Source organism: Emcibacter sp. SYSU 3D8, assembly GCF_039655875.1.
In the GTDB taxonomy this organism is placed as follows: Bacteria; Pseudomonadota; Alphaproteobacteria; order SMXS01; family SMXS01; genus RI-34.
In genome coordinates, this window is record NZ_JBBYXK010000007.1 from 103,429 (window position 1) to 126,830 (window position 23,402).

Consider the following 23,402-nt stretch of genomic DNA (forward strand, 5'->3'; position numbering starts at 1 on the left):
GGCCTTGCTCCGGTGTTAGTTCATAGGACCGAAGGCCAACACCCCCGGGGAGACGCCATTGCCCGCCGTCAGACTGCTTGCCGCCGCTCTTGTCCTCAGCCTGGCTGTCGCCGGCTGTTCATCGAAGCCGCAGCGCAGCCCGCTGCCCAAGGATCGCAACGCCGTCGACCGGATCAGCAATGCCTATGTGCGTGCGGTCGAGTTGCAGGCCGCGGGCGACTGCGAAAAGGCAAGCCGGCTGCTGTTCCGGGTAGCCATGCAGGGAATCGGCTACGAGGACGCCCAGCGCCGGCTCGGCGAGTGCACCATCGTCCTGGCGAAAGGCGAGCGGACCCGGTATCTCGACGGCATCGTCTGGCTACGCCGCGCCGCCGAGGCGGGCTGGCCGGAAGCGCAAGGTTCGCTGGCCTATGAATATGCCACCGGCCCCATGGCCGATGGCGTCGAGGCCGCGCGCTGGCTGACGCTCTATGAGAACAACCCCCGGATGAAGCGCCTGGGCTTCACCCCCATGACGGCCGACAAGCTGGCCCGCATCCGCGCCATGATCACGCCCGAGCAGCTTGCCAAGGGGCAGGCCGCCGCCGCCGCCTTCGTCCCCGTCACCTGGACACCGCCCGCCGCCGCCAAACGCGACGCGGTCGAGGATCTGAAGGAATCCGAGGCCGGCAACAAGCGCGGCCCCGGCCCGCGCCGCAGCGACGACGCCGACCGTCCCATCGGCGGCGAGTTCCCGCAGCCTGGCCAGTAAACCCTGGCGACGCCCGTCTATCGGAACTTTGGCGTCCGCTTGTTGAGGAACGCGTCCACCGCTTCCTTGTGCTCGGCCGAGGCGTAGCATTCCTTCAGCAATGCGCCCTCGCGGCGCTGCACGGCGTTCATGTCCGACGCCGGACCGTGGTCCCGGAGCAATCCCTTGATCAGCCGCAGCTGCCGGTCGGGATTAGCCGACATCTCGCGGCCCAGCGTCCTGGCCCGGTCGAGCAACTCGCCCGCCGGCACCACATGATCCGCCAGCCGGATGCGGCCCGCTTCCCGCGCGTCGATCAGCCGTGCGGTCAGGCACAGTTCGTTGGCCGTTCCGAAACCCACCCGGCGCTCGAGAAAGTGGGACGAGGCCAATTCCGGCACCAGTCCCATCTTGACGAAGAACATGCCGAATTTGGCGTCCTCCGAGGCGATGATCACGTCGAACGGCAGGATCATGGTGGCGCCGACGCCGACCGATGCACCGTTCACGGCCGCGATCAGCGGCTTGGAGCGGCGGCACAGATCGGCCCAGTCGGTGCCGCCCGGCATCCCGGTTTCCTCTTCCTGCTTGTCGCCCGCGCCGTCGATGCGCGCCTTGAACGCCTGCTCGATATCCGCACCGGCGCAAAAGCCCTTGCCCGCGCCGGTCAGCACGATGGCGCCGATCGCCTTGTCGGCGTTGGCCGTCTCGAAGGCATCGACCAGTTCGCGCGACATCACCCGCGTCCAGGCGTTGCGCCGCTCGGGACGGTTCAGGGTGACGACCGCGACCGGGCCGTCGGTTTCATAGAGAATGGTTTCGTAGGACATCGCGTTCACCCCTGCTGATTCAGGCCGCCGACATTAGGCGGCGGCTGACAGCGGCGCAATCGCGCAAAGCCATTCGACACGCGGCAAGACGCCGCTAAAGTGATGCCGCGCGAAGGCCAGAGCATCGGGGGAGAAAGCATGTCATCAGACGCGGCGGCGCGGCAGCGCTCATCGGCCATTCTGGCCCGGCTGGACCGCCTGCCCGGCACCCGCCATGTCTGGCTGCTTATCGGCCTGTTGTCGCTGGGCGGCATGTTCGAGTTCTACGATCTGTTCATGACCGCCTACGTCATGCCCGGCCTGGTCAAGGCGGGTCTGTTCGCCGACGTCAAGGTGGGCATCTTCACCGGCCCTGCGTCCTTCGTGGCGGCGACTTTCGCGGGTCTGTTCATCGGCACCTTCCTGTTCAGCTATGTCGCCGACCGCTATGGACGCCGGGCCATCTTCACCTGGTCCATGCTCTGGTACAGCGCGGCAACCCTGATCATGGCCTTCCAGGACACCGGATCGGGCATTTGCCTGTGGCGGCTGATCGCCGGCATCGGCATCGGCGTCGAGCTGGTGACCATCGACACCTACATCTCGGAACTGGCGCCGAAGAAGGTCCGGGGCCGCGCCTTTGCCTTCAACCACGTCGTGCAGTTCACGGTCGTGCCCATCGTGGCCTTCGTCTCCTGGCTGCTGGTACCGCTGTCGCCGCTGGGCCTCGACGGCTGGCGCTGGGTGGCGATCATCGGCTCGGGTGGCGCCCTTGTCGTCTGGTTCATCCGCCGCGCCGTGCCCGAGAGCCCCCGATGGCTGATCAACCAGGGCCGGCTTGATGAAGCGGAGGCCATCACGGCAGCCATCGAGGCCAAGGTCATCGCCGACCTGAAAGGCGCGCCGCTGCCCCAGCCCGCCGCCCACTCGGTCGAGAAGGTCGAGCCCAAGGGCAACCTGATGGAGATCTTTCAGCCGCGCTACCGCAGCCGAACCATCATGCTGATGGTGTTCCAGTTCTTCCAGACCATCGGCTTCTACGGCTTCTCGTCCTGGGTGCCGACGCTGATCTCGCAGCAGACCGGCATCAATATCGGAGACAGCCTGCGCTACGCCTTCATCATCGCCCTTGCCGCGCCGTTCGGTCCCCTGATCGCCATGGCATTCGCCGACCGGTTCGAACGCAAATGGCAACTCGTCGGCGCGGCCGGCGGCGTCGCCGTGTTCGGCCTGCTGTTCGCCATGCAGAGCGCCATGGCGCCGCTGATCCTGTGCGGGGTGCTGATCACCCTCTCGAAGAACATCATGTCCTACGCCTTTCACGGCTATCAGGCAGAGCTTTACCCGACGCGAATCCGCGCCCGGGCCGTCGGCTTCACCTATTCGCTCAGCCGGCTCAGCACCATCTTCGTCAGCTACATGATCGGCTACATGCTGTATGTGGGCGGCACTGCAGCCGTTTTCGGGCTGATCGCCTTCGCCATGCTGATGGTGGTTCTGTCCATCGCCATCTGGGGCCCGCGCACCCGCAAGCTGGAGCTGGAGGAGATTTCCCAGTAGGGCCTATGCGCTCTCCAGCGCCTGCGCCTGTGTCAGCGGACGATAGTCAGGATGCGCCGGGCTGGTCATGCCGATCTGGTTGAGCATGCCCATGTCGCCGTCCATGGCGATCTCGGCCAGCGGCGAGCCGCTGACCAGGATGTGCTTGCGGGCGATGATGCCCCACTTGCCGTTCCGCTTCAGCACCCGGTCCTTGTAGAAGCCGAAGAAAATGGCATAGGGCGCCTTGTCCGCCGGCGTCTCGTTCGGCAGCGACAGGCTGAGATTGTAGCTTTCCACGTCGGCGGTATCGCCGTGCAGGTCCATCTTCAGCTGGCTGGTGAAGTGCCAGCGCCGCCCGACGCTGTGCTCGACCTCCATCAAGCGCGGCTTGAAGTCCTTGCCGCTGCCCTTGAAGAAGCCGTAGTCGATCTCGGCGTCATCGTAGAACACCGTGTCGAGCATGGCGTCGTCGAGCCAGTCCAGCGCCCGCGAATACCGCGCCAGCAGGTCCTCGATGTCGCGCAGATCCTTCTGCCGCGCCAGTTCCCGCTCCACCGCCGCCAGCCGCGCCAGCATGTCGTTCATCTCGCTCATGTCGTTCTCCCCTGTTCAATCGAGAGCCTAAGGGCGACCAACGGAACGTGCAATGTGACGCAGTGCATGGTCCCCTGGCGGCGGCAAGGCAGGCGGCAAGGACGCCACATGGATCATGCCGTTAGTGGCCGCCCCCGCCAAGAAGGCATTATCCGCCCCTTGACGCCTCTGCCGCAGCGACGGTCATTCCGCCGCCCAGGACGCCTCCGCCCGGGTGATGTTGACGGGAATGGCGCTCATGCGCGGCATGCCGGTGCGGGCGTCGAAATCGCGCGTCACGTCCGTGAGTCGGCCGGTGTTCGAGCCGATGAAGAACAGCTGGTTGTCGAACTGCGGCGCGTCGCCAAACGAATGGGCCATGGAGATCACGCCCGGCCTCACATCCGCCGCCTCCTCGGCGACGCCGAGGATCGAGCCGTGGTCCGATGCGATGCGGATGACGTCGCCGGCGCGCAGGCCCAGCGCCGCCAGGTCGCCCGGATTCATGAAGGCCGGGTTATAATGGTGGTTGCGGGTCAGCGCCGGCAGGTCGCGGCCCGACGAATTGTAGACGTCGTTGAGCCGGCGGCTGACCAGCCGATGGCTGAAATCCGCCGTCAGATCATGCCCCGCATCCGCCTTCTCGGGCTCGGCGAGCACCTCGGACAGCTCCGTCATCATCTCGGGATGGCCGATATCCAGTTTTTCTTCCCAACCTTCGTCCTTTGGCAGGACCTTCATGTCGGGATCGTCGAAGATGTGGCCGTGCGGATACTTCTTCACCTCCGACAGCGGGATGCGCGAGCCCTTGCAGATCATCTCGAACAGGTCGTCGGTGGTCGGCGTGTTGACCATGTCGACGTCCTGGCCGTTGATCCGCAGCTGCAGCCCGAGCCGCTGGCCGATGCCGTAGAAAACTTCCCATTCCTCGAGCACATCCGAGCCGGCCGGCGGCTCGACCAGCTTGGGCTGGTACTGGGCATAGGGATCCGGATAACCGGTGGTCAAGCCGTAGAACCAGGCGTTCTCGTTCGCGATGGTGATCGCCGGCGCCTCGAGGCCCAGCGTCGCCGGCAAGACGTAATGCGCCACCTTCGCGGTCGCCGACATCTTGATATCGATGGTGGCCAGAAGCTCCAGCTTCTTCATCGCCTCGTAGGTGCGGAGCTGGTCGGGCCAGGCCGCCATGGGGTTGCCCCCGACGCACATCAGCGCCCGCACCTGCCCCTCGCCGTCGAGCAGGATCTCCTCGGCCAGCGCGGCCGGCGTCAGGCCGCTGGCGTTCTCGCCCAGGCCGCGCACGCGGAGCTGTTCGCCATAGCCCCACGGTTTCGGCTTCACCTCGGCCTGCGCCTTGCCGTGACGCGTGGGAATCAGCACGAAGGGATTAGGCACCTTCTCGCCCTCGCGCAGCCAGCGGCCGGCGATCGTATTGATGGCGAGCACCAGATATTCACTGAGCGTGCCGTGCGGCGCCATGTTGGGACCGGTGCCCGCGGTGATCATGCCCCGCCGGGCCGAGCCGAAGATGCGCGCCGCCTCTATCACCTGGGCCGCAGGCACACCGGCGCGCCGCGCCACATAATCGGGCGTGAACGGCGCGACGGCCTGCTTGAATGCCTCGAACCCGGCGACCTCGGCGGTCACGAAGGCGTCATCGATCATGCCCTCGCGGATCATGACGTTGGCGATGCCCGCCAGGATGGTCGGGTCCTCACCCGGCTTGCACTGCAGGTGCAGGTGCGCCTTCGCAGCAGTCTCGGTAGCGCGCGGATCGATCACCACCAGCTTCTGGCCGTTCTTCAGCGCGTCATGCAGCCGCTTGGCCGGGTTGTACTGGGGAATACCGCCCCATTTGGAGATAACGGGATTGGCGCCAACCAGGATCCAGGCATCGGATTCCGCATAGGGTTGCGGCCCCGCATGCCAGCGGCCGTGCAGCGCCATCGACATGGGCTTGCCCGGCTGGTCGATCGTTGCGGAAGTGAACCGCATGGGCGACCCGATAGCGTCCATCAGCGCCATCGCCATGGCACGGCCGGCGGGATAGGGAAACGTATAGGTCGCCGCATACAGCGCCACCGAGCGCGGGCCGTACTCGGCGATCAGCCGGCCGATAGTGGCGGCGATCTCGTCGAGTGCCGCATCGGACGCGATGCGCTCGTGCCCATTGCCCACCCTGCGCTGGGCATGCAGCAGGCGCTCCGGACTGGCGTGCTGCTGGGGAAGCTGGCGGCCCTTGACGCAGGTATAGCCGAAATACATCGGGTTATCCTTGTCACCCACCACCTTCACGGCCTTGCCGTTCTCGATCGACACCTTGATGCCGCAGAAGGAATGACAGAAGCGGCAGATTGCCGTCTTGATCTCGGCCACGGGCTTGTCCTTTCACTCCGGCTTCGCCACCGGTACAGCAGGGCGGCGTATAAACGAGAAAGGCCCGGACGTTTCCGACCGGGCCCCTCGATCCGTTGGCGCTGCGAACTAGTTCTGCAGGACCGTGCAGGCCGACAAGCCCGGCGCACCGTAGACGTGGGTGTAGCCGGTCTTCGGATTGTTCTGCACCTGGCGGTCGCCCGCTTCGCCGCGAAGCTGGAGCACCACCTCGTAGACCTGACGCAGGCCCGAGGCGCCGATCGGCTCGCCATTGGCAAGGCAGCCGCCATCCGTGTTCATCGGCATGCGGCCGGTGATCTCGGTCGCGCCCTCGCGCAGCAGCTTTTCCTGCTCGCCGTCCTTGCAGAAGCCGTTCTCGGCCATGTGCATGATCTCGGCGCCCGACTCGGTGTCCTGGATCTGGATCACATCCATGTCCTCGGGACCGACGCCGGCCATTTCGTAGGCGGCCTTCGACGCGAACACGGTCGGCGCCGGCGCGCGCTGCAGCGCCAGATACGGGCTGAACACCTCGAACGACCCGTAATGACGGGTCCGCATGGACACTGCACGCAGGAACACCGGACGGTTGGTGTAGCGGCGGGCCACCTTCTCGCTGGCCAGGATCAGCGCCACGCCGCCTTCGGCAGGCGAGCAGAACATGTACTTGGTCAGCGGATCGGACAGCATGTCCGAATTCATGATCGTGCCGAGGTCGACTTCCTCACGGCGCCACGCATTCGGATTGAGCTTGCCGTTGCGGAAAGCCTTCTGCGCCACCAGGCCCAGCACTTCCGGCGACATGTTGTGGTCATGCAGGTACTTCTGGATCTTCATGCCGAAGAACTGGGTCGTCAGCATCAGGCCGGTCTCGCCGTACCAGGTCTCGAGGCCCGACGACTTGGGGTCGGCGTTGAATGCGCCGCGCGGATGCTTGTCGAAGCCGACCGCGACGCCGACGTCGTACTGGCCCGCCTTGATGGCCGAATAGGCCGACAGCAGGGCCGAGCCGCCCGTGGCGCAACCGTTCGACACGTTCACGAACTGGATGCCCGTCAGGCCCAGCTCATTGACCAGTGAGTCGGCATTGCCGCCGGCAGCCGAGCCGCCGAAGGCGAATTGAATGTCCGGCCATTCCAGGCCGCAATCCTTCAGGGCCTCGCGCACGGCGAAAGCGCCCTGCTGGCGGCCGCTCATGCCGTCCGTGCGGCCGAACTTGTGGATGCCGATACCGATGATGCAGACGTCCGTCATATCCCGTCTCCTCTATATGTCCGCTCAGCCCTTGACCGGGGCGAACGCGAAAGTCACTACCTCGTTACCATTCTCGTCGTCACGGAAAGGAATGATGGTCATTTCCATCTCCATACCGATCTTCAGCTCGTTGGGATCGGCCGTGGTCAGGCGCGATTCCACGATCACTTCGCCCGGCAACTCAATGTAGCCGACGCCGTAGGGCTTGAAGGTCTCGAGCGTCTCCGGGCCCTTGTAGGGCGGATTCTTCGGCAGGAAGCCCTGGATGGTCCAGGTGTAGAGCTTGCCGCGAGTGCCCAGCAGCACTTCTTCGGAATCCTCGTCGGCGACGTAGTTGTGAATGGCCGGAAAGTACACGCGGCCCGTCTTCTTCTCCCGCCGCGCGATGAGCTGCGGATGATCGGACGGCCATGTGAACAGACCTTCCTGGACCGGAACTTGCTGCTTGGCCATTGGATGGCTCTCCCCTGAAGCACGATAAAAGTCACGCGCGATCCTAGAGAGGAAGGCGCGGAGCGGCAAGCCATGAAGCTCACCCGTTTCGACAGCGAGGATATCAGAGATTTCTGAAAGGGAAATGGGCGGATTCAGAGTTTCAGTGCAGGCCGTATGTCGGTCTGGGAGAAGTCGTCGCCCTTGAACAGCAATACGTCGTCATTCGCCTTGGCCGTGGCATAGGCAATGCAGTCGCCGAAATTCAGCCGGGCAGGATGGTTCCCCTTGCCGAATTTCCGGTAGGCTTCCCGCGCTATCGCCACATGGAGACGGGTGACCGGCGCTATATCCAGATCGAGTGCCGCGACGATGCTGTCCAGTGTTTCGCTGAGGTCGTCACGCTTGGCGCTGTCGATGACCATACACGCTTCGAAAAGGTTCGCACTGGCGATAACCGGACGCGGACTATTCGCCAACGCGCCGAGAAAGGCATCCTCTTCGGGCTCCCTGCGGACCAGGGCCACGAGTACAGAAGTATCCACGATCATTTCGGGATGCCCAGCTCGTCATAAAGAAGCGCGCCATGATCAGGAAGCGGACCGATCGGACCCAATTCATCAAGCAGCCGCTTCACATGCCGGATCTTGGCGTCGGCATCCTGCCGTCGTCTCAGCCTTTCCAAACGCTCTTGAAGTGCCACGGTGACGGCTTGCGTCAGTGTTTCACCGGCAAGCTCGGCAACCTCGGCGGCCAGGGCGTGCGTCTCTTCCTTTTTAATGTTCAGTCCCATCGGACACCATATGGTAGAATTTATCAGAGATTCTACCACAGCCATCACTCATCCGAGCGGGAAATGCGTCAGCATCCCTCTCTGACTGCCCGCAGCGTATACATCATCGGCATGTTGGGGCGACCGGCAGGCACGCGCCAATGCCCGTCCTCACCCTGCTCCATGAACGGGAATGTCCGCATGTAACTCGCATCGGATTCACGCACTTCCCGGATCGCAAGGCCCGCCCGGATCAGCGCCGTGATCACAGCGCCCATATTGTGATTCCACTGCAGGGTTCCGTTGTGCGCGGTCGGTGCGCCGGATTCCGCATACGACCCGGCAAGATCAACCGGCTCGCCATCGTGGCGCGTGAAATAGTCGTAGCGGATTTCCGGCGTTTCGCCCGCCGGGTTGAGGTCCAGCCCCCAATTGGCGGGATGAAATTCCACCAGATAGAGCTGTCCGCCCGGGCGCAGGAGTGCCGCGACGGCCTGCGCCCAGCGCGTTATGTCCGGCAACCAGCACAGCGCGCCGATGCCCGTATAGACGATGTCGAAGTCCCGCCCCAGCACCGCTGGCGCGTCGTAGACATCGGCTTGCACGAAGCGGGCCGCGATACCCGTCTCCCGCGCCAGCCCCCGCGCCGCGTCGATGGCAGGCCCGGAGAAATCCAGCCCGCTCACCTCGGCGCCCAGACGGGCCCAGGATAAACTATCCAGCCCGAAATGGCATTGCAGATGCGCCAGCCTTTGGCCGCGCACGTCTCCCAGATCGCGAACCTCGTCCGCGCCCAATGACAGTCGTCCGTCCCTGAAGCCGTCGACGTCGTAGAATCGGGAGCGGACGTGGATGGCGACTCGCTCGTCCCAGTAGGCACGGTTCAGATCTGTGTGGCCGTCCATGCGCTCACCTGACCGACGATGTGGATCACGAGGGGGAAGCCGGAAGGGTTTGGTCTGCGACCATATGAACGGTGCCCCCAACAGAATGAACCCAGCATATCCGAATGGCTGACTCGAGAGAACTGGCCGCAAGGGGAGTTGGTTACTGTCGTGGTCCGCCGGCGTTGATTTCTGCGGCTTTCGCCACTAAACCTTGCCCCGCGCGGAAGACGGCCCAATTACGCCACCCAATGGCACTCGAGAAACAATGGAAACGACCATGAGCGCGACGGACCCGATCGTCCTGGCCCTGCCCAAAGGCCGCATCCTGAAAGAGGTTCGGCCTCTCCTGCAGGCGGCCGGCATTGTGCCCGAACCCGATTTCGACGACGAGAAGTCCCGCAAGCTGCGTTTCGCCACCAACGATCCCGGGCTTGAGATCATCCGGGTGCGCAGCTTCGACGTGGCCACATTCGTCGCGTTCGGCGGCGCCCAGCTCGGCGTCTGCGGCAACGACGTGCTGATGGAGTTCGACTATGACGGCATTTACGCGCCGCTCGATCTCGGCATCGGCCACTGCCGCCTGTCCGTCGCCGAACCGGTGGAACTGAGCGAAAGCGACGATCCGCGCACCTGGAGCCACGTCCGCGTCGCCACCAAATATCCTAATATCACCCGCGCCCATTTCGCCGCCCGCGGCGTGCAGGCCGAATGCATCAAGCTGAATGGCGCCATGGAACTGGCCCCGGCCCTGGGCCTGTGTCGCCGCATCGTCGACCTGGTATCGACGGGTGTCACCCTGAAGGCCAACGGCCTGGTCGAGATCGAGCGCATCGCCGAGATCAGCTCGCGCCTGATCGTCAACCGCGCCGCGTTCAAGACGCGACCGGGAGAGATCGCCGCCCGCATCGAACGGTTCCGCGAGGTGGTCAATGCCGAAGCGGCTTGATGCGGCAGACCTCAATTTCGAGCGGGCATTCCAGGCCCTGCTCGGGCTGAAGCGCGAATCCGATCCGGATGTAGCCGAGGTCGTCGCCGGGATCATCGCCGATGTCCGCGCGCGCGGCGACGAGGCGCTGTTCGACTACACATCCCGTTTCGACCGGGTCGACATGGCCCCCGAAACCGTCCGCGTCCGGCCCCAGGAAATTCTCGAGGCCCGCGAGGCCGTCTCCAACGAGGCGCTCGGCGCGCTGAATACCGCCGCCCAGCGCATCCGGTCCTTCCACGAAAAGCAGAAGCCCGAGGACCTGTGCTACACCGACGAGGCGGGTGTCGTGCTCGGTTACCGCTGGACGCCGATCGATGCGGCCGGCCTCTATGTACCCGGCGGCACGGCAGCCTATCCCAGCTCGGTCCTGATGAATGCCATCCCGGCCAAGGTGGCGGGTGTGCCGCGAATCGCCATGGTGGTCCCCGCGCCCGACGGCATTCTCAATCCCATGGTGCTCGCTGCCGCAAGCACGGCCGGCGTGGGTGAAATCTACAAGGTGGGCGGCGCCCAGGCCGTGGCGGCGCTCGCCTTCGGCACCGCCAGCATCGCCCCGGTCGACAAGATCGTCGGCCCCGGCAACGCCTTCGTCGCCGCCGCCAAGCGGCAGGTTTTCGGCACCGTCGGCATCGACATGATCGCCGGCCCGTCGGAAATCCTGGTCGTGGCCGACAACCGGAACGATCCTGCCTGGATCGCCGCCGACCTGCTCAGCCAGGCCGAGCACGACACCGCCGCCCAGTCGATCCTGATCACCGACGACGCCGCCTTCGCCGATGCCGTCGAACGCGCGGTCGAAACCCACCTGCAGAGACTCAGCCGGACCGAGATCGCCCGCGCCTCGTGGAACGCCAACGGTGCCATCATCGTCGTGCGCAAACTGGACGACGCCGCGCCGCTGGTTGACCGGATCGCGCCCGAGCACCTCGAACTGGCGGTCGAGGACCCCAGGCGCCTCGCCGACATGGTCCGGCATGCCGGCGCCATCTTCCTTGGCCGGCACACGCCCGAAGCCGTCGGCGACTACATCGCCGGTCCCAATCATGTGCTGCCCACGTCGCGCACCGCGCGTTTTGCCTCGGGATTGTCGGTGCTGGACTTCATGAAACGCACCACGCTGATCTCGTGCGACGCGACGAGCCTCGACGCCATCGCGCCGGCCGCCGAGGCGCTCGCGCACCTGGAAGGCCTCGACGCCCACGCGCTGTCCATGGAAATCCGGCGGCGTTAGGCCGTATTCACGGTTCCGTTGCGGGGCGTTCCACATTAGCGTGCGCGCATGCCAGGCGACATCATCAGGATCAGGCTCGACGAGAAATCGATTGTCCGCCGTAACGCGGACATCGAGCACGAGCGCAAGGTCGCCATCTTCGATCTGCTGGAGGACAATTGCTTCGGCCTGAAATCGGTGCCGGGCCCCTACGACCTGGTGCTGCGGCTCGAGGAAAGCCGGCTGATCGTGGAAGTCCGCGACGACGGCGCCAACCCGCTGGAGGAAATCCGGCTGCAGGTCTCGCCATTCCGCCGGATCATCAAGGACTACTTCATGGTCTGCGAGAGCTATTTCAGCGCCATCAAGACCTCGAGCCCGTCGCAGATCGAGGCAATCGACATGGGCCGGCGCGGGCTGCACAACGAGGGCTCGGAAATGCTGCGCGAACGGCTGGCCCAGCAGGTCGACATGGACCTGGCCACCGCGCGCCGGCTGTTCACGCTGATCTGTGTCCTGCATATCCGGGGCTGACGCCGCATGAGCGAAACTCGGCGCGACGAGGACCTGCCGGACAGCGTGCTGTTCGCCTGTAACCTCAACGCAGTGCGCTCGCCGATGGCGCTGGGCCTTGCGCGCTATCTGTTCGGCAAGAAGATCTTCTTCGATTCGGCCGGTGTCAGGGCGGGCGAGATGGATCCCTTCGTCATCGCCGTGATGGACGAGATCGGTATCGACCTCGAGAAGCACAAGCCCAAGAGCTTCGACGACCTGGAAGACAGCTCGTTCGACCTTGTCATCACCCTCACGCCCGAAGCCCAGCACAACGCCATGGAGCTGACCCGCACCATGGCCTGCGACGTGGAATACTGGCCGACCATGGATCCGACGCTGATGTCCGGCAGCCGCGAGCAGATCCTCGACGCCTACCGCGACGTCCGCGATACGCTGATGCAGCGGATCAAGGAACGGTTCTCGACCGGATACACCCCTTCGGGCTAAAAGGTGTGACGGTTATTCGGAGGAGACGCCCATGCCGCGCGCCACACGCATTGGCCTTCACCTGCTGACGGTCCTGCTCGCGGCCTGCGGCAGCGCCGACGATGGCGTTCTGGTCGACGCCTGCGTCCGGGAAGGCGGCGACAAGGCCTATTGCAGCTGCCGCGCGGACTCGCTGGTCGCCGACACCAGTGACTCCGACCGCAAGCTGCTGATCAAGATGACGCGGCTGCAGATGGACGAGAATATCAGCGCCGAAGAGGCCCAGGAAAAGCTGTTCAAGGAAGAAGGCCCCGCCCGCCTGATGGCATTCCAGTTCGCCATGATGGCGCCGCTGATGAAAGCCGAGGAAAAATGCCGCTGATCCGGCGCGCTGCGCTCCTCGCCCTGGTCCTGCTGGCGTCCTGCGGCCCCGATTACGAGGAAGCCGTTGTCGCCGAATGCATGAAGGACGGTGAAGGCCGCCGCTATTGCGAGTGCCAGGCCGATGGCATGAAACAGGCGCTTGGCGTGGTCCGCTATGCCGTGTTCACCGATTTCATCCTGCTGGGCGGCACCGGCGAGGCGTCACGCGAGGACATATTGCGGCTGATCGACAAGCACGAACTCACGCCCGAGGAACTGGCCGCCACCCAGACGGCGATCAGCGAGGCAATACCGCTGGTGCATACCCACTGCGCGCGATAAGCCGGCTTCAGCCCTGCCCGAACGCCAAAACCCTTGCATATCCGCGCCGGGTCGCTCATTTATACGCCACATTAATACCAGAAAAGGCTAGAACACCCGCCCATGGCGAAAGAAGAACTGCTCGAGTTTCCCGGCACCGTGATCGAATTGCTTCCCAACGCGATGTTTCGCGTGAAGCTGGATAATGAACACGAATTGCTGGCGCACACCGCGGGCAAGATGCGCAAGCACCGCATCCGCGTGCTGCAGGGAGACAAGGTGCTGGTCGAAATGACCCCCTACGACCTGACCAAGGGTCGGATCACCTACCGCTACAAGTAAACGCCGTGGCGACGCCCGGCGGCACCGAACCGAAGGCCCGCCTGGTCCTGGCCAGCGCGTCTCCCCGGCGTCGGCATCTGCTCGAGCAGGTGCTGCTGCCGCCCGATGCGGTCGCGCCCGCCGATGTGGACGAGTCCCCCCGCAGGGGCGAGCTGCCGCGACCTCACGCCCAGCGCCTTGCCGACGACAAGGCCGCCGCCATGGCGCCCGCTTATCCGGGCGATTTCGTGCTGGCCGCCGACACCGTCGTGGGCGTCGGACGCCGCATTCTGCCCAAGGCGGAGACCGAGGCCGACGCCCGCCGCTGCCTCGAGTTGCTGTCCGGCCGCCGCCACCACGTCTTCACCGGGGTCACCCTGATCGCTCCCGACGGCAAGGCGCGCCGACGCACGGTCGATACCGCCGTGATCTTCAAGCGTCTGGGCGAGACCGAGCTGGCCGCCTATCTGGCCTCGGGCGAATGGCACGGCAAGGCCGGCGGCTACGCCATCCAGGGACTGGCCGCCGCCTTTATCCGGGCGGTGAACGGCTCCTACACGAACGTGGTGGGACTGCCGGTATTCGAAATCGTCTCCCTGCTCGCAGGCGCCGGCTACGGCCCCGCCCGAAACCTTCGCTGAGGCGGCTGACGCCATGAACACGAAGCTTCTGATCGACGCGGTTCCGGGCGAGGTCCGCGCCGTGCTGGTCGAGGATGGCGAGGTCGCCGAAATCCATATCGACCGGGACGGCCACGAGAGCCTGGTCGGCAACATCTATCTGGGCCGTGTCGAGGCCGTCGAGGCGTCGCTGCAGGCCGCCTTCGTCGCCCTGCCCGGCGTCGCCGCGCCCGGCTACCTGTCGGCCAAACACGCCGGCGCGCTGGTCCAGGCCGGCGGCCCGCGCCGCATCGAACGCATTCTCAATCAGGGTCAGCTGGTGCTGGTCGAGGTCACCCGCGACGCCGTGGGCGACAAGGGGCCGGGACTGACCACCCTGGTCGCCTTGCCCGGCCGCCTGCTGGTCTACCATCCGTACCGCAGCGGCAATGTGCTGTCCGGCGCCATCCGCGACGAGGTCCAGCGTGCCCGGCTGGAAGACGCGGCGTCCCGGGCCGTCGACGGTGTCGGCGAAGGCGGCTTCATTGTCCGGACTGCAGCCCAGTCGGCGGACGTGCCGGCCCTGCTGCGCGAGGCACGCGAGTTGCATTTTCGCTGGGAGACGCTGTGCAAGGCGGTTGACGCCGCGCGCGAGCCCGCGTGCCTGCAACGCGACCTGCCGCCACTGCAGCGAACCCTGCGGGACCTTGTCCGTCCGGGCATCTCGCGCATCGTCGTCGACGGTCACGCCCTGTTCGCCGACGCCAGGCACTATCTGAGCGACAGCAATCCGGATCTGCTGGAGCAGTTGGAGGTCCATGCCACGGCCACGCCGCTGTTCGAGGCGGCGGGCGCCGAAGCCGCCATCGATTCCATGCTGGAGACGCGGCTCGACCTGCGGGGCGGCGGCTGGGTAACCATCGAGCCGGTCGAGGCGCTGACCGCCATCGATGTCAATTCCGGCGATGCCACCGCCGAATCGAGTCGCGAGCAGACCAGCTTCACCACCAATCTGCGGGCGGTCGACACCATCGCCCGGCAATTGCGGCTGCGCGACGTGGGCGGCATGGTGCTGGTCGACTTCATTCACATGGAAAGCCCCAAGCACCGCGACCGGGTGCTGGACGCCCTGCGCGGCGCCCTCGGCCGCGACCGCTCGCCCTGCGCCGTGCTGGGCTGGACGCGGATGGGACTGTGCGAGTTGACCCGCCGGCGCAGCCGCGCGGCCCTGCCCGACTTCCTCGCCGGACGCCCGGACGTGGGCCGCAAGCGCCGCCGCAAATCGGTGGAATCGGCGGGTTACGACGTGCTGCGCCGCGTGCGCGCCGAGGCCGCCGCTCGCCCAGGCGCCACGCTCGCCATCGCGGCCCATCCGGATGTGATAGACTGGTTGCGCGCCGCCGGCCGGCCGGCGGCACTGGCGGAGATCGCCGGCAAGCCGCCCGTGCTCGAGGGCGACAAGTCCCTCCCGGTCGATGAACCCCAGATCCAGGCCAGATCGTGAGCCCGCCCATGAACGAAATGTCCGACCCGCACAAGTTCATCCGCCCCTGCCCCATCTGCCGCAAGCCGGCGGTGGAGCGCTATATGCCCTTCTGTTCCAAGCGCTGCAGCGACCTGGATCTGGGCCGCTGGCTGGACGGCCGCTATGTCATCGAGACCGAGGACAGCCCGGGCGCGGAAGACGACGAAAATTGACCGCGGAAAAACCCGCCGAGGCATCTGGACAAGCCCGACCCGACGCCCTATAAACCGCCGTCCCGGGCCGTCACCAAGCGGCCCCGTTGTGTGGGCCCAGGTAGCTCAGTTGGTAGAGCACGTGACTGAAAATCACGGTGTCGGTGGTTCGATTCCGCCCCTGGGCACCATCACCCCCTCCCAAGACAGAACATAGAGGCTCAAAAATAGCGGATTCCTGCCATTTATCAGGGATGACGCTGCTCATTGGTGAACATGGATTACCCTTGCATCGCATCAAATCCGGGGTATCGTTTTGGGGTACGATGCAAGTACCCCAGAAGGCGATACCCCAATGGCTCTGACCGAATTCGCCGTCCGAAATGCCAAGCCTCGAGAAAAGCCCTACAAGCTGGCCGATACTGGCGGCCTCTACCTGCTCATTCAGCCGAACGGCTCAAAGCTCTGGCGGCACAAGTATCTGTTCATGGGGAAGGAAAAGCTCCTCGCCTACGGCTCCTACCCGCTCATCTCGATCGCTGAGGCGCGCGCGAAGCGGGACACGTCCAAGAAGCTGCTTGCGGACGGTGCCGATCCTTCGGTCAAGAAGAAGCTCGACAAGATCGCCGCCGCCACGGCCGCCCGAAATACGTTCGGGCTGGTCGCTGACGAGTTCCTCGCCCAAATGGAGCAGGACGGCGCCGCAGAAACGACGGTTACCAAGAATCGATGGCTTCTCGAGGATCTCGCCGCACCGCTTCGCGGCCGACCGATCGTCGACCTGACCTCCGCGGAGCTTCTCGACCTTTTGCGGCGCATCGAACGTAGTGGTCGCCGGGAATCAGCGCGGCGTCTTCGCGGTGTCATGGGCAGTGTATTTCGGCTGGCCATCGTGACCTTGCGGGCCGAGAACGACCCTACGATCGCACTGCGCGGAGCGCTGCGGCCTCCCAAGGCATCGGGACGCGCGGCCATCGTCGACGAGCGTCGTTTGGGCGCTTTGCTCTGTGCCATCGACGAATACGACGGCTGGCCGACTATCTCGGCGGCGCTCCGCTTCCTAGCGCTCACATGCGTGCGCCCTGGGGAGGTGCGCGGCGCCGTCCGGTCTGAGTTCGATCTCAAGGCAAAGACTTGGCACATTCCGGCGGGGCGCATGAAGATGCGCCAACCGCACGACGTGCCCTTGTCCAGGCAGGCGCTCGCGGTGTTGGAAGAGGTATGGCCATTTTCAGACAAGGGGGACCTGGTGTTTCCCTCGGTACGCTCAGCCCAGCGCCCGCTCTCGGAGAATGCCATGAACTCGGCGCTCCGCCGGATGGGGTATACGAAGGACGAGGTAACAGCGCATGGCTTTCGCGTAACGGCGAGCACCATTCTTAACGCGCGGGGATTTGACCCGGATGCCATCGAAGCTGCCCTGTCCCACCAAGATCGAAATGCGATTCGGCGGACATATAATCGCGCCACGTATTGGGATCAGCGGGTCACGCTGATGCAGGAATGGGCGGACATGCTGGACGAGTTCCGCAAGTTCTGACCGACGACAAACAGCCTAGCTGAGGGGATAGGCATGTTCCTCCTCTATCCTCATCACCTATCCCCGTGCATAGGCAAGCATGGCTGAACACTTCATCGCATTTTCAACGATCTCGAACCCGTGATCTCATGTGCTCCTGCCGGTTCCAGTTCCCCGCAGCGGCGGCATCCGGGATCCGCGTCATCGCCACGCTTCGCTAAGCCCCATGAAACGCTCAGATGGGATGATCTGACCGGCTCCATGCTGCGGACGGCGGCTTGTCGCCACGGCGAACGCCACCGACGTAAGCTTCATCAGCCTCGACGTGACCGCGCAGCAGATCGAAGCCTTCGGCCACAGCCTTTCATGGCAAGCCTAGAATTCGCCGGTCACCTCAATGCCCCAGCTTCGGCCCGGACCCACCGTGCCGGAGGCAAACAAGGGCTGGATAATAGCCGGAGTTTCGAACCTCTCGTTCGTCAGGTTCCGGCCAAACACGGACACCCGCACATTGTTCCACGAGTAGCCTATAGAAGCGTTCAGGTCCTGCCGGGAAGCCACCCTGCCCGCTGCAAGATTGACCAGGTTGCCTTCGACCTTGCTGATGTAGCTCCACTTCACGCCGAGTTCCAGATCGCCAGGTCCTACCGGCACGGTATAGGTGCCGCCAAGGCCGGCTGTAAGTTTCGGAGCGTTGCGCGGCGTCAGGAAGGTCGCATCGACAATGGTGCAACAGCCATCCTGGGGATTCACGTCGGTCATGAATTCCGAATACTTCGCATCGAGAAGGCCGATCGTCCCAAACAGCCTCAGCTCTTCGGTAACGACCGCCTGGACCTCGGCCTCGACGCCCTGATAGACCACGGAGCCGACGTTGCTGAAAACGGTCACCACCGTATTGGTGGTCCCGTCAAAGGCAACGACCGATTCCTGCTTGTTCTTGAAGTTATTGCGGAAAAGGGCAACGTTGGTTTGTATGCGGTTGTCGAAGAACTGCGCCTTGACGCCTACTTCGATTGACCGGGATGTTTCCGGATCGTACTGGTCGCGGATGAAATCCGAGACGTTCTGGTTCACGCCGAAAAAGCCGCCCGAGTGCCATCCCTTGGCGAAGGACGCATAGAAAAGAATATCCGGGGTCGCCTTCCAGGACAGGCCGAATTTCGGCGAGACGTTCGTCCAGGACTTCTTGAGGTCGGCGAACTCCGGAAAATTGTCGATGTATGCACGGTCAAGCGGCGTGATGTAGGCCTGCGCGCCGATGAAATGCTTTTTCTCCTGCGTCCAGCGGACGCCCGCCGTCACCGTCCAGTCCGGAAGGAATTCCCAGTCGGCGTTCACGAAAGCCGCTTCCGAGGTTGTCTTCTGGCTTTCGAACAGCTTGTTGGGACCCTTCGGGCCATAGGGCTGGTCGCCCCAGACCGGATCGCATCGCACCTGCCCGAACACGGTGAACAAGGGCGTTCCCGGAGCGCCCCGTGGCGCAAGGCACGCCGCCGCCGGCGTCGCGAACCCCGTAAAAGAAGCGAGGCTGGGATTGAGCCAGGAATTCGTGGCGAGAGAGTAGCCGCCGAGGGCGGCGACGAACTGCCAGAAATCGCCACCGGTCACCCACCTCTGGTCGAACTTGCTGCTGTAGAAATACGCACCCGCGACCGCCGTGATCTTGCCGATCGACGTATCCCAACTGCCTTCGAGGCGCAGTTCCTCGCTGAACTGTTTGAACCTGTTGTCGCGCTCGATGGTGATGAAGTCAGCCGTCGAACCGTCGAAGTCATATTTGCGGTATTCATGCTGGCGGCGCACGCCGGTCACTGAAACCAGCTTGAGTTCGTCACTCAGTCGCGCCGACATGTTGAGCGTATAGGCGTTGGTCATCACTCTCCCGGGATTGGGAAGATCCGTGGCAATGTTCTTCCTCGGGAAATCGAGTTCCGTCCGGCACGGCGTATTCTGCAGGCCGAACACGCCTGGCAGGAAGCAATCCAGGAACCCGCCGCTGAAATCATACTCGCGCGGATCGGTGGGTTTCGGGAAAACGCCTGCGGCATAGTTCCAGTTGGTCAGGTATGCGCCGCCCTGGCTGCGATCCTCGAAGCGCTCCACCGTCAGCAGGGCTTCGAACCAGTGGTTCGGCGTGGCCAGCAGAGTCAGGCCATAGTTCTTGTAATCCTTCTGCGGTTGGGTCGTGTTCAGATAGGTGTTCTTGAACCATCCGTCGCGCTTTTGGATGGTGAAGAACGCCTTGGCCGCCAGCTTATCCTGGACAATGGGTGCATTCAGTACGGTTCGGAACTCCTGCTGGTTCCACCGACCGAACGTGTATTGCAGCTTGGCACCGTAGTCGCCCGTCGGCCTGCTCCTGACGACATTGAGCACGCCGCCGACGGTGTTGCGTCCGTAGAGCGTTCCCTGCGGGCCGCGCAGGATTTCGACGCGCTCGATGTCGAAGTTCTCAATCACCTGCCCCGACAAAGTGCCCAGGTAAATGCCGTCGATCATGACTGCGATCGGTGAATCCAATGACGTGTCGTCGGTGCGGGTCGGGCTGATGCCGCGAATTGTAATCGCTGCGGCTCCCGCCCGCTCCGGATTGCTGTCGATCCTGACGTTGGCCGAATAGCCGTTCAGATCCTTCAGGTCGCGGACCGTTGCAAGCTTGAGCTCAGCCGTTACGGCCGTCATCGCGACCGGCACGTCCTGGGCGGATTCCTCCGTCTTGCGTGCCGTCACCAGGACGGAGTCGACGCGCGGACCTGACTTGGCTACCGGGTTTGGCGCCGTTGGCGCATTATCGGGCGGCGGTTCGGCCGACGCGGCGAAAGCAAGTAAACTCAATGGAATTGCTAGAACTGCGGATCTGGCGACAGATAAAAGTTGCCCATTCGCAAAAATTTGCGTCATCAGTTTCCCTCCCCGTGTCAGACCGCCCCAAACGGCAGAGAGAGACCGGATTTCGCATTCAGCGTCGAAATCTCGTACCCGACATGCCGCGCAATCTACAGCAAGGATAGGCCCCGCCAATCTCATTAAGCAATGAGTATTTTTTTACCGATACCTTAGATTTCTGCGGAAGAGATCGTCAGCTGGCCGGCCCCTGAAGGGTGGTCCGGTTTCAATGTTAGTTCATGGTCGGCCTTTGCGCCAACGGTAGCGCCGATCTCCCAAAGGCGCTCAGAGACGCCGGCGGCTGTCGCTGGGCTCATGCGCAGCTTCGAGTGTGTCTTGACGAAGTCGTAATACGTCATGTGCAGCGCGCCCCCTTATAGCACTCCCGGATGTTGGGCGTTGAAAACCACACTGCAGTGGTTCCGAAAGCATCATTGAAAAGGCAACATGCTAGCACGCAGGCGTTGCCACCCAGTTGGTCGTGCGGACGATCGACACGGGAATTGGCTCGTGGGGACGGCGCGGCCGACGAGTGGGTTCCCGAAATGACGAAGCGCAAGGAAAGGACCCGTCCGCGCGGGGCAGACGGGTCCTTGAGTGGAGACCATGCTCAAGCCGGCGGGCGCCCCCGCCGGGGCGGTCAGGGCTTGGCGATCTGCCATTTGCCCTTGTCCAGGCCGTCGCCGCTCGTGTCGCCGGGCGCGGCGTCCTTGGCGAAGCGGTAGAGCGCCTTGTCCTTGTAAGCCCACTGCTTCTTGCCGTCGTCGCGCGCAATGATCTTGTAATCACCGCTGGCCTTGTCCTTGTCGGCGGCCAGCAGCGGCGGCCAGGCAGTGGCGCAGGCGTCGTTGCAGTTGGAGTGGCCGGGCATGTCCCTTGTGTAGGTGTACAGGGTTCGCCCCTCGCTGTCGGTAAGCACGGCCCCCGCGTCGGTCTCGCCGACCTTCACCGGCGCCGCGGATTGTGCGTGGACGGGCGAGAGCCCTGCGGCAAACGCCACGACCGAGATGATCAACATGTTGCGCATGATGTAATCCCCTTGCTGATGGCTGAATAGACTGCGGTCACTGGACGATGACCCAGGAGCCGTCGGGCTGCCGGCATGCCCGACCGTTGACCAGTTCGCCGCGGTCGTTCACGTAGACCTGCTGCGTGAACGTGGCGCAGCGGAAGCCATCGGGATCGTCGTAGTACTGGTTCACGCGGAAGTCGCCGTAGTTGTCTGTCTCCGGGTTCTCCCACTGCCAGTTGCTATTGGCCCGGCCCGAGTTCAGCGCCTGCGAATACGTCTTGTAGGCGTAGCTGCGATCCTCGCATTCCATGCGCCGGGTCAGCGCCGCGCCAGCCGTGCCGCCGACGATGACGCCGGCGATGGTGGCACCGGTGCCGCCGCGCCGGCCACTGGCCCCCTTGCCGATCAGGCCGCCGATCAGGCCGCCGGCGATGATGCCGGCCGGATCGGACTTGCTGCGGCAATCGCGGTAGTAGACGTCGTCATTGTAGCTATAGCTGCGCGAGTAGCGCTGCCGCCAACGGCCGTCGCGGTCTCCCGGCCCCATGCCGCCGGAGATCGGACGCACGTCCTCGTCGTCCGGATCGAACCGCTCCCACCGGTTGCGCTGGCGATAGAACTCCTGGCCGCGGTAATTGCGGTCCCAATAGCTATCGAAGTCGAAGTCGGACTGTGGGACGCCCCACGGCGTACCCCAGTCGAGACGGCGGCCACCCCGGTCGACCTGGATGTCTCGGCCGTGCACCCAGCCGCGCGTCCGTGAGGTACTTACGTCGCACCATCTCCAGTTGCGCAGACAGCCGTTGATCTCCAGCCGCGTGTCGTAGCGGACGGTGGCGACCGTCGGATAGCCGTCGTCAGGGCCTGCCTTGATTTCAAGCCGTGGCGTGGCGTGGCCGGGCACAGCATGGGCGGGCATCGCCGATGTGATCGCGGTCGCCGCGATGACGGCTGCGGCCGTCAAGGAACTCCTGAGCATTCCAAACTCCTCTGATAAGCGGCCGGAACGGCCGGATTTTCCTGCCGGTCATTCCTCGCGAGAAACGAACAGTTGCTTTCGCCGAAAGTTCCCAAACAAATATTCCGTTGAAACAAGTTACCGTGATGCTTTTCGGGTGGCGATCGCGGCGTTCCTCACCGTGATGATGGCGGCCGTCATCATGATGGTGCGCGTGGGGAGATTCCGCCGCGCTGCCTCGCTCGCAGCCGCGCGCGGAGCCGGCAACAAAGCGCGGTATTCCTCCGGCGGAACTTCGAGTTGAAGCTCTCGCAGTAGCCGTTCTCCCACGGTGATCCAAGCTCGATATAAGCAGTCTTGGCGCCAACCGCGGCGATCCAGCCGCGCACCGCCTGGCCGATGAACTCTGGGCCGTTGTCCGCCCGCATATGGCCAGGGATCCCGCGTAGGATGAACAGGTCGGAGAGGACGTCGATAACGTCCACCGAGTTGAGCTTGCGGTCTACCCGGATCGCCAGGCACTCCCGGGTGAACTCGTCGATGATGTTGAGCATGCGGAACTTCCGTCCGTTGTGGGTGCGGTCCTCGACGAAGTCGTAGGATCAGACATAGTGGGGATACTCCGGCCGCAGGCGAATGCACGATCCGTCGTTGAAGAGCCGGCCCCGCTTCGGTTGCTTCTGAGGCACCTTCAGTCCCTCCCGTTGCCAATCGCGCTCCATCCGCTTCTGGCTGATCTGGCAGTTGACGCCGCGTAGCAGTACCGGGATGCAAACACGTCTGAGGGCATTGACGATTGAGACTTGCTTTTGGCGCCTCTCGCATTTATGCGAATGCCTCTCAATAACGAAAGGAGGAATTCGCATGTGTGTTAAGGGGGCAATCGTCGGAGCTTTCGTGGCTTCCATCGTCAGCGCGGCGGCAATGGCCGAGGAGAACAAGGAAGTCTCCAAAAAGGGTGAGCGAGACCCCGAAGAGGTCGTGGTTTCGGCGCTACGGGTTCCGAAGCCGATCACCGCGATTCCCAATACCGTCAGGGTTCTTGATCGAGAGACACTGGACACGCAGCTTGCGGTCAGTTCCAGCCTGCTGGACAGCCTGAGCTTTTCGATCCCGAGCTTTTCGCCTGGTCGCCAGAAGATGACCAGCACCGGCGAATCGATGCGTGGACGGACGCCGCTGTACATGG

25 protein-coding genes, 1 tRNA gene and 2 pseudogenes are annotated in these 23,402 nt (G+C 64.2%); 15 read left to right on the plus strand and 13 right to left on the minus strand.

The window, feature by feature from the left end; translation table 11 throughout:
- Positions 1-58 precede the first annotated feature (58 nt).
- Entirely contained in the window at positions 59-751 is a 693-nt protein-coding gene (locus tag WJU21_RS18525) for a hypothetical protein (protein ID WP_346324952.1), read from the plus strand.
- A gap of 17 nt (positions 752-768) precedes the next feature.
- Here the strand turns inward: WJU21_RS18525 and WJU21_RS18530 are convergent, their stop codons facing one another.
- Positions 769-1,560, minus strand: a complete 792-nt coding sequence (locus WJU21_RS18530; RefSeq protein ID WP_346324953.1) for an enoyl-CoA hydratase-related protein — start codon at positions 1,558-1,560, stop codon at positions 769-771.
- Positions 1,561-1,698: 138 nt separating this feature from the next.
- On the opposite strand from WJU21_RS18530, the gene WJU21_RS18535 reads away from it, so the two are divergent.
- Entirely contained in the window at positions 1,699-3,099 is a 1,401-nt protein-coding gene (locus WJU21_RS18535) for an MFS transporter (protein WP_346324954.1), read from the plus strand.
- A gap of 3 nt (positions 3,100-3,102) precedes the next feature.
- On the opposite strand, the gene WJU21_RS18540 is transcribed toward WJU21_RS18535, so the two are convergent.
- From WJU21_RS18540 to WJU21_RS18570, 7 genes are all read right to left on the minus strand, one after another.
- Positions 3,103-3,675 carry a nuclear transport factor 2 family protein gene (locus WJU21_RS18540; protein ID WP_346324955.1) on the minus strand — a complete coding sequence of 191 codons (573 nt, stop codon included), beginning with the start codon at positions 3,673-3,675 and terminating at the stop codon, positions 3,103-3,105.
- Positions 3,676-3,858: 183 nt separating this feature from the next.
- The gene (locus tag WJU21_RS18545) at positions 3,859-6,030 is read right to left on the minus strand and encodes a molybdopterin-dependent oxidoreductase (protein ID WP_346324956.1); all 2,172 of its coding nucleotides are present in this window, start codon (positions 6,028-6,030) and stop codon (positions 3,859-3,861) included.
- 108 nt (positions 6,031-6,138) lie between these two features.
- The gene (locus WJU21_RS18550) at positions 6,139-7,284 is read right to left on the minus strand and encodes a thiolase family protein (RefSeq protein WP_346324957.1); all 1,146 of its coding nucleotides are present in this window, start codon (positions 7,282-7,284) and stop codon (positions 6,139-6,141) included.
- Positions 7,285-7,308: 24 nt separating this feature from the next.
- Entirely contained in the window at positions 7,309-7,737 is a 429-nt protein-coding gene (locus WJU21_RS18555) for an OB-fold domain-containing protein (protein WP_346324958.1), read from the minus strand.
- Positions 7,738-7,871: 134 nt separating this feature from the next.
- Positions 7,872-8,267 carry a type II toxin-antitoxin system VapC family toxin gene (locus tag WJU21_RS18560; RefSeq protein WP_346324959.1) on the minus strand — a complete coding sequence of 132 codons (396 nt, stop codon included), beginning with the start codon at positions 8,265-8,267 and terminating at the stop codon, positions 7,872-7,874.
- On the minus strand, positions 8,264-8,509 hold the full coding sequence (locus WJU21_RS18565) for a type II toxin-antitoxin system VapB family antitoxin (RefSeq protein WP_346324960.1): 246 nt from the start codon (positions 8,507-8,509) through the stop codon (positions 8,264-8,266). The genes WJU21_RS18560 and WJU21_RS18565 overlap by 4 nt, the downstream gene beginning before the upstream one ends.
- A gap of 68 nt (positions 8,510-8,577) precedes the next feature.
- The gene (locus tag WJU21_RS18570; RefSeq protein WP_346324961.1) at positions 8,578-9,393 is read right to left on the minus strand and encodes a class I SAM-dependent methyltransferase; all 816 of its coding nucleotides are present in this window, start codon (positions 9,391-9,393) and stop codon (positions 8,578-8,580) included.
- A gap of 247 nt (positions 9,394-9,640) precedes the next feature.
- On the opposite strand from WJU21_RS18570, the gene hisG reads away from it, so the two are divergent.
- The 12 genes from hisG (at position 9,641) to WJU21_RS18630 (ending at position 17,375) form a co-directional block, all read left to right on the plus strand.
- Positions 9,641-10,321, plus strand: a complete 681-nt coding sequence (gene hisG / locus WJU21_RS18575; RefSeq protein ID WP_346324962.1) for an ATP phosphoribosyltransferase — start codon at positions 9,641-9,643, stop codon at positions 10,319-10,321.
- Positions 10,305-11,594 (plus strand): histidinol dehydrogenase, encoded by a 1,290-nt coding sequence (gene hisD, locus WJU21_RS18580; RefSeq protein ID WP_346324963.1) that lies wholly within the window; start codon positions 10,305-10,307, stop codon positions 11,592-11,594. Before hisG ends, hisD begins: the two co-directional genes overlap by 17 nt.
- A 48-nt stretch (positions 11,595-11,642) precedes the next feature.
- Positions 11,643-12,107, plus strand: coding sequence for a UPF0262 family protein (locus WJU21_RS18585; RefSeq protein WP_346324964.1), 465 nt, complete (start codon positions 11,643-11,645; stop codon positions 12,105-12,107).
- 6 nt (positions 12,108-12,113) lie between these two features.
- Complete coding sequence (locus WJU21_RS18590) at positions 12,114-12,575, plus strand: arsenate reductase ArsC (protein ID WP_346324965.1); 462 nt, start codon at positions 12,114-12,116, stop codon at positions 12,573-12,575.
- A gap of 31 nt (positions 12,576-12,606) precedes the next feature.
- Complete coding sequence (locus WJU21_RS18595; protein ID WP_346324966.1) at positions 12,607-12,936, plus strand: hypothetical protein; 330 nt, start codon at positions 12,607-12,609, stop codon at positions 12,934-12,936.
- Entirely contained in the window at positions 12,927-13,259 is a 333-nt protein-coding gene (locus WJU21_RS18600; RefSeq protein WP_346324967.1) for a hypothetical protein, read from the plus strand. Before WJU21_RS18595 ends, WJU21_RS18600 begins: the two co-directional genes overlap by 10 nt.
- A 102-nt stretch (positions 13,260-13,361) precedes the next feature.
- Entirely contained in the window at positions 13,362-13,580 is a 219-nt protein-coding gene (gene infA, locus WJU21_RS18605; RefSeq protein WP_346324968.1) for a translation initiation factor IF-1, read from the plus strand.
- Positions 13,581-13,585: 5 nt separating this feature from the next.
- Complete coding sequence (locus tag WJU21_RS18610) at positions 13,586-14,200, plus strand: Maf family nucleotide pyrophosphatase (protein ID WP_346324969.1); 615 nt, start codon at positions 13,586-13,588, stop codon at positions 14,198-14,200.
- 13 nt (positions 14,201-14,213) lie between these two features.
- Entirely contained in the window at positions 14,214-15,662 is a 1,449-nt protein-coding gene (locus WJU21_RS18615; RefSeq protein ID WP_346324970.1) for a ribonuclease E/G, read from the plus strand.
- 8 nt (positions 15,663-15,670) lie between these two features.
- Positions 15,671-15,856: a DNA gyrase inhibitor YacG gene (yacG, locus tag WJU21_RS18620; RefSeq protein ID WP_346324971.1), complete on the plus strand. Its 186-nt coding sequence runs from the start codon at positions 15,671-15,673 to the stop codon at positions 15,854-15,856.
- A 94-nt stretch (positions 15,857-15,950) separates the two neighbouring features.
- Positions 15,951-16,026, plus strand: a tRNA-Phe gene (locus WJU21_RS18625).
- A gap of 164 nt (positions 16,027-16,190) precedes the next feature.
- Positions 16,191-17,375, plus strand: a complete 1,185-nt coding sequence (locus tag WJU21_RS18630) for an integrase arm-type DNA-binding domain-containing protein (RefSeq protein ID WP_346324972.1) — start codon at positions 16,191-16,193, stop codon at positions 17,373-17,375.
- Between the two features lie 354 nt (positions 17,376-17,729).
- On the opposite strand, the gene WJU21_RS18635 is transcribed toward WJU21_RS18630, so the two are convergent.
- The 5 genes and pseudogenes from WJU21_RS18635 to WJU21_RS18655 all read right to left on the minus strand — a co-directional run.
- Positions 17,730-20,384: a TonB-dependent receptor gene (locus WJU21_RS18635; protein ID WP_346324973.1), complete on the minus strand. Its 2,655-nt coding sequence runs from the start codon at positions 20,382-20,384 to the stop codon at positions 17,730-17,732.
- 29 nt (positions 20,385-20,413) lie between these two features.
- The gene (locus WJU21_RS18640) at positions 20,414-20,602 is read right to left on the minus strand and encodes a hypothetical protein (protein WP_346324974.1); all 189 of its coding nucleotides are present in this window, start codon (positions 20,600-20,602) and stop codon (positions 20,414-20,416) included.
- A 281-nt stretch (positions 20,603-20,883) separates the two neighbouring features.
- On the minus strand, positions 20,884-21,270 hold the full coding sequence (locus WJU21_RS18645) for a hypothetical protein (protein ID WP_346324975.1): 387 nt from the start codon (positions 21,268-21,270) through the stop codon (positions 20,884-20,886).
- 37 nt (positions 21,271-21,307) lie between these two features.
- Entirely contained in the window at positions 21,308-22,234 is a 927-nt protein-coding gene (locus WJU21_RS18650) for a hypothetical protein (protein WP_346324976.1), read from the minus strand.
- A gap of 272 nt (positions 22,235-22,506) precedes the next feature.
- Positions 22,507-22,950: pseudogene (locus WJU21_RS18655) on the minus strand (DDE-type integrase/transposase/recombinase); the annotation flags it as partial.
- Positions 22,951-23,110: 160 nt separating this feature from the next.
- Here WJU21_RS18655 and WJU21_RS18660 point away from each other — a divergent pair.
- Positions 23,111-23,402, plus strand: a pseudogene (locus tag WJU21_RS18660) (TonB-dependent receptor); the annotation flags it as partial.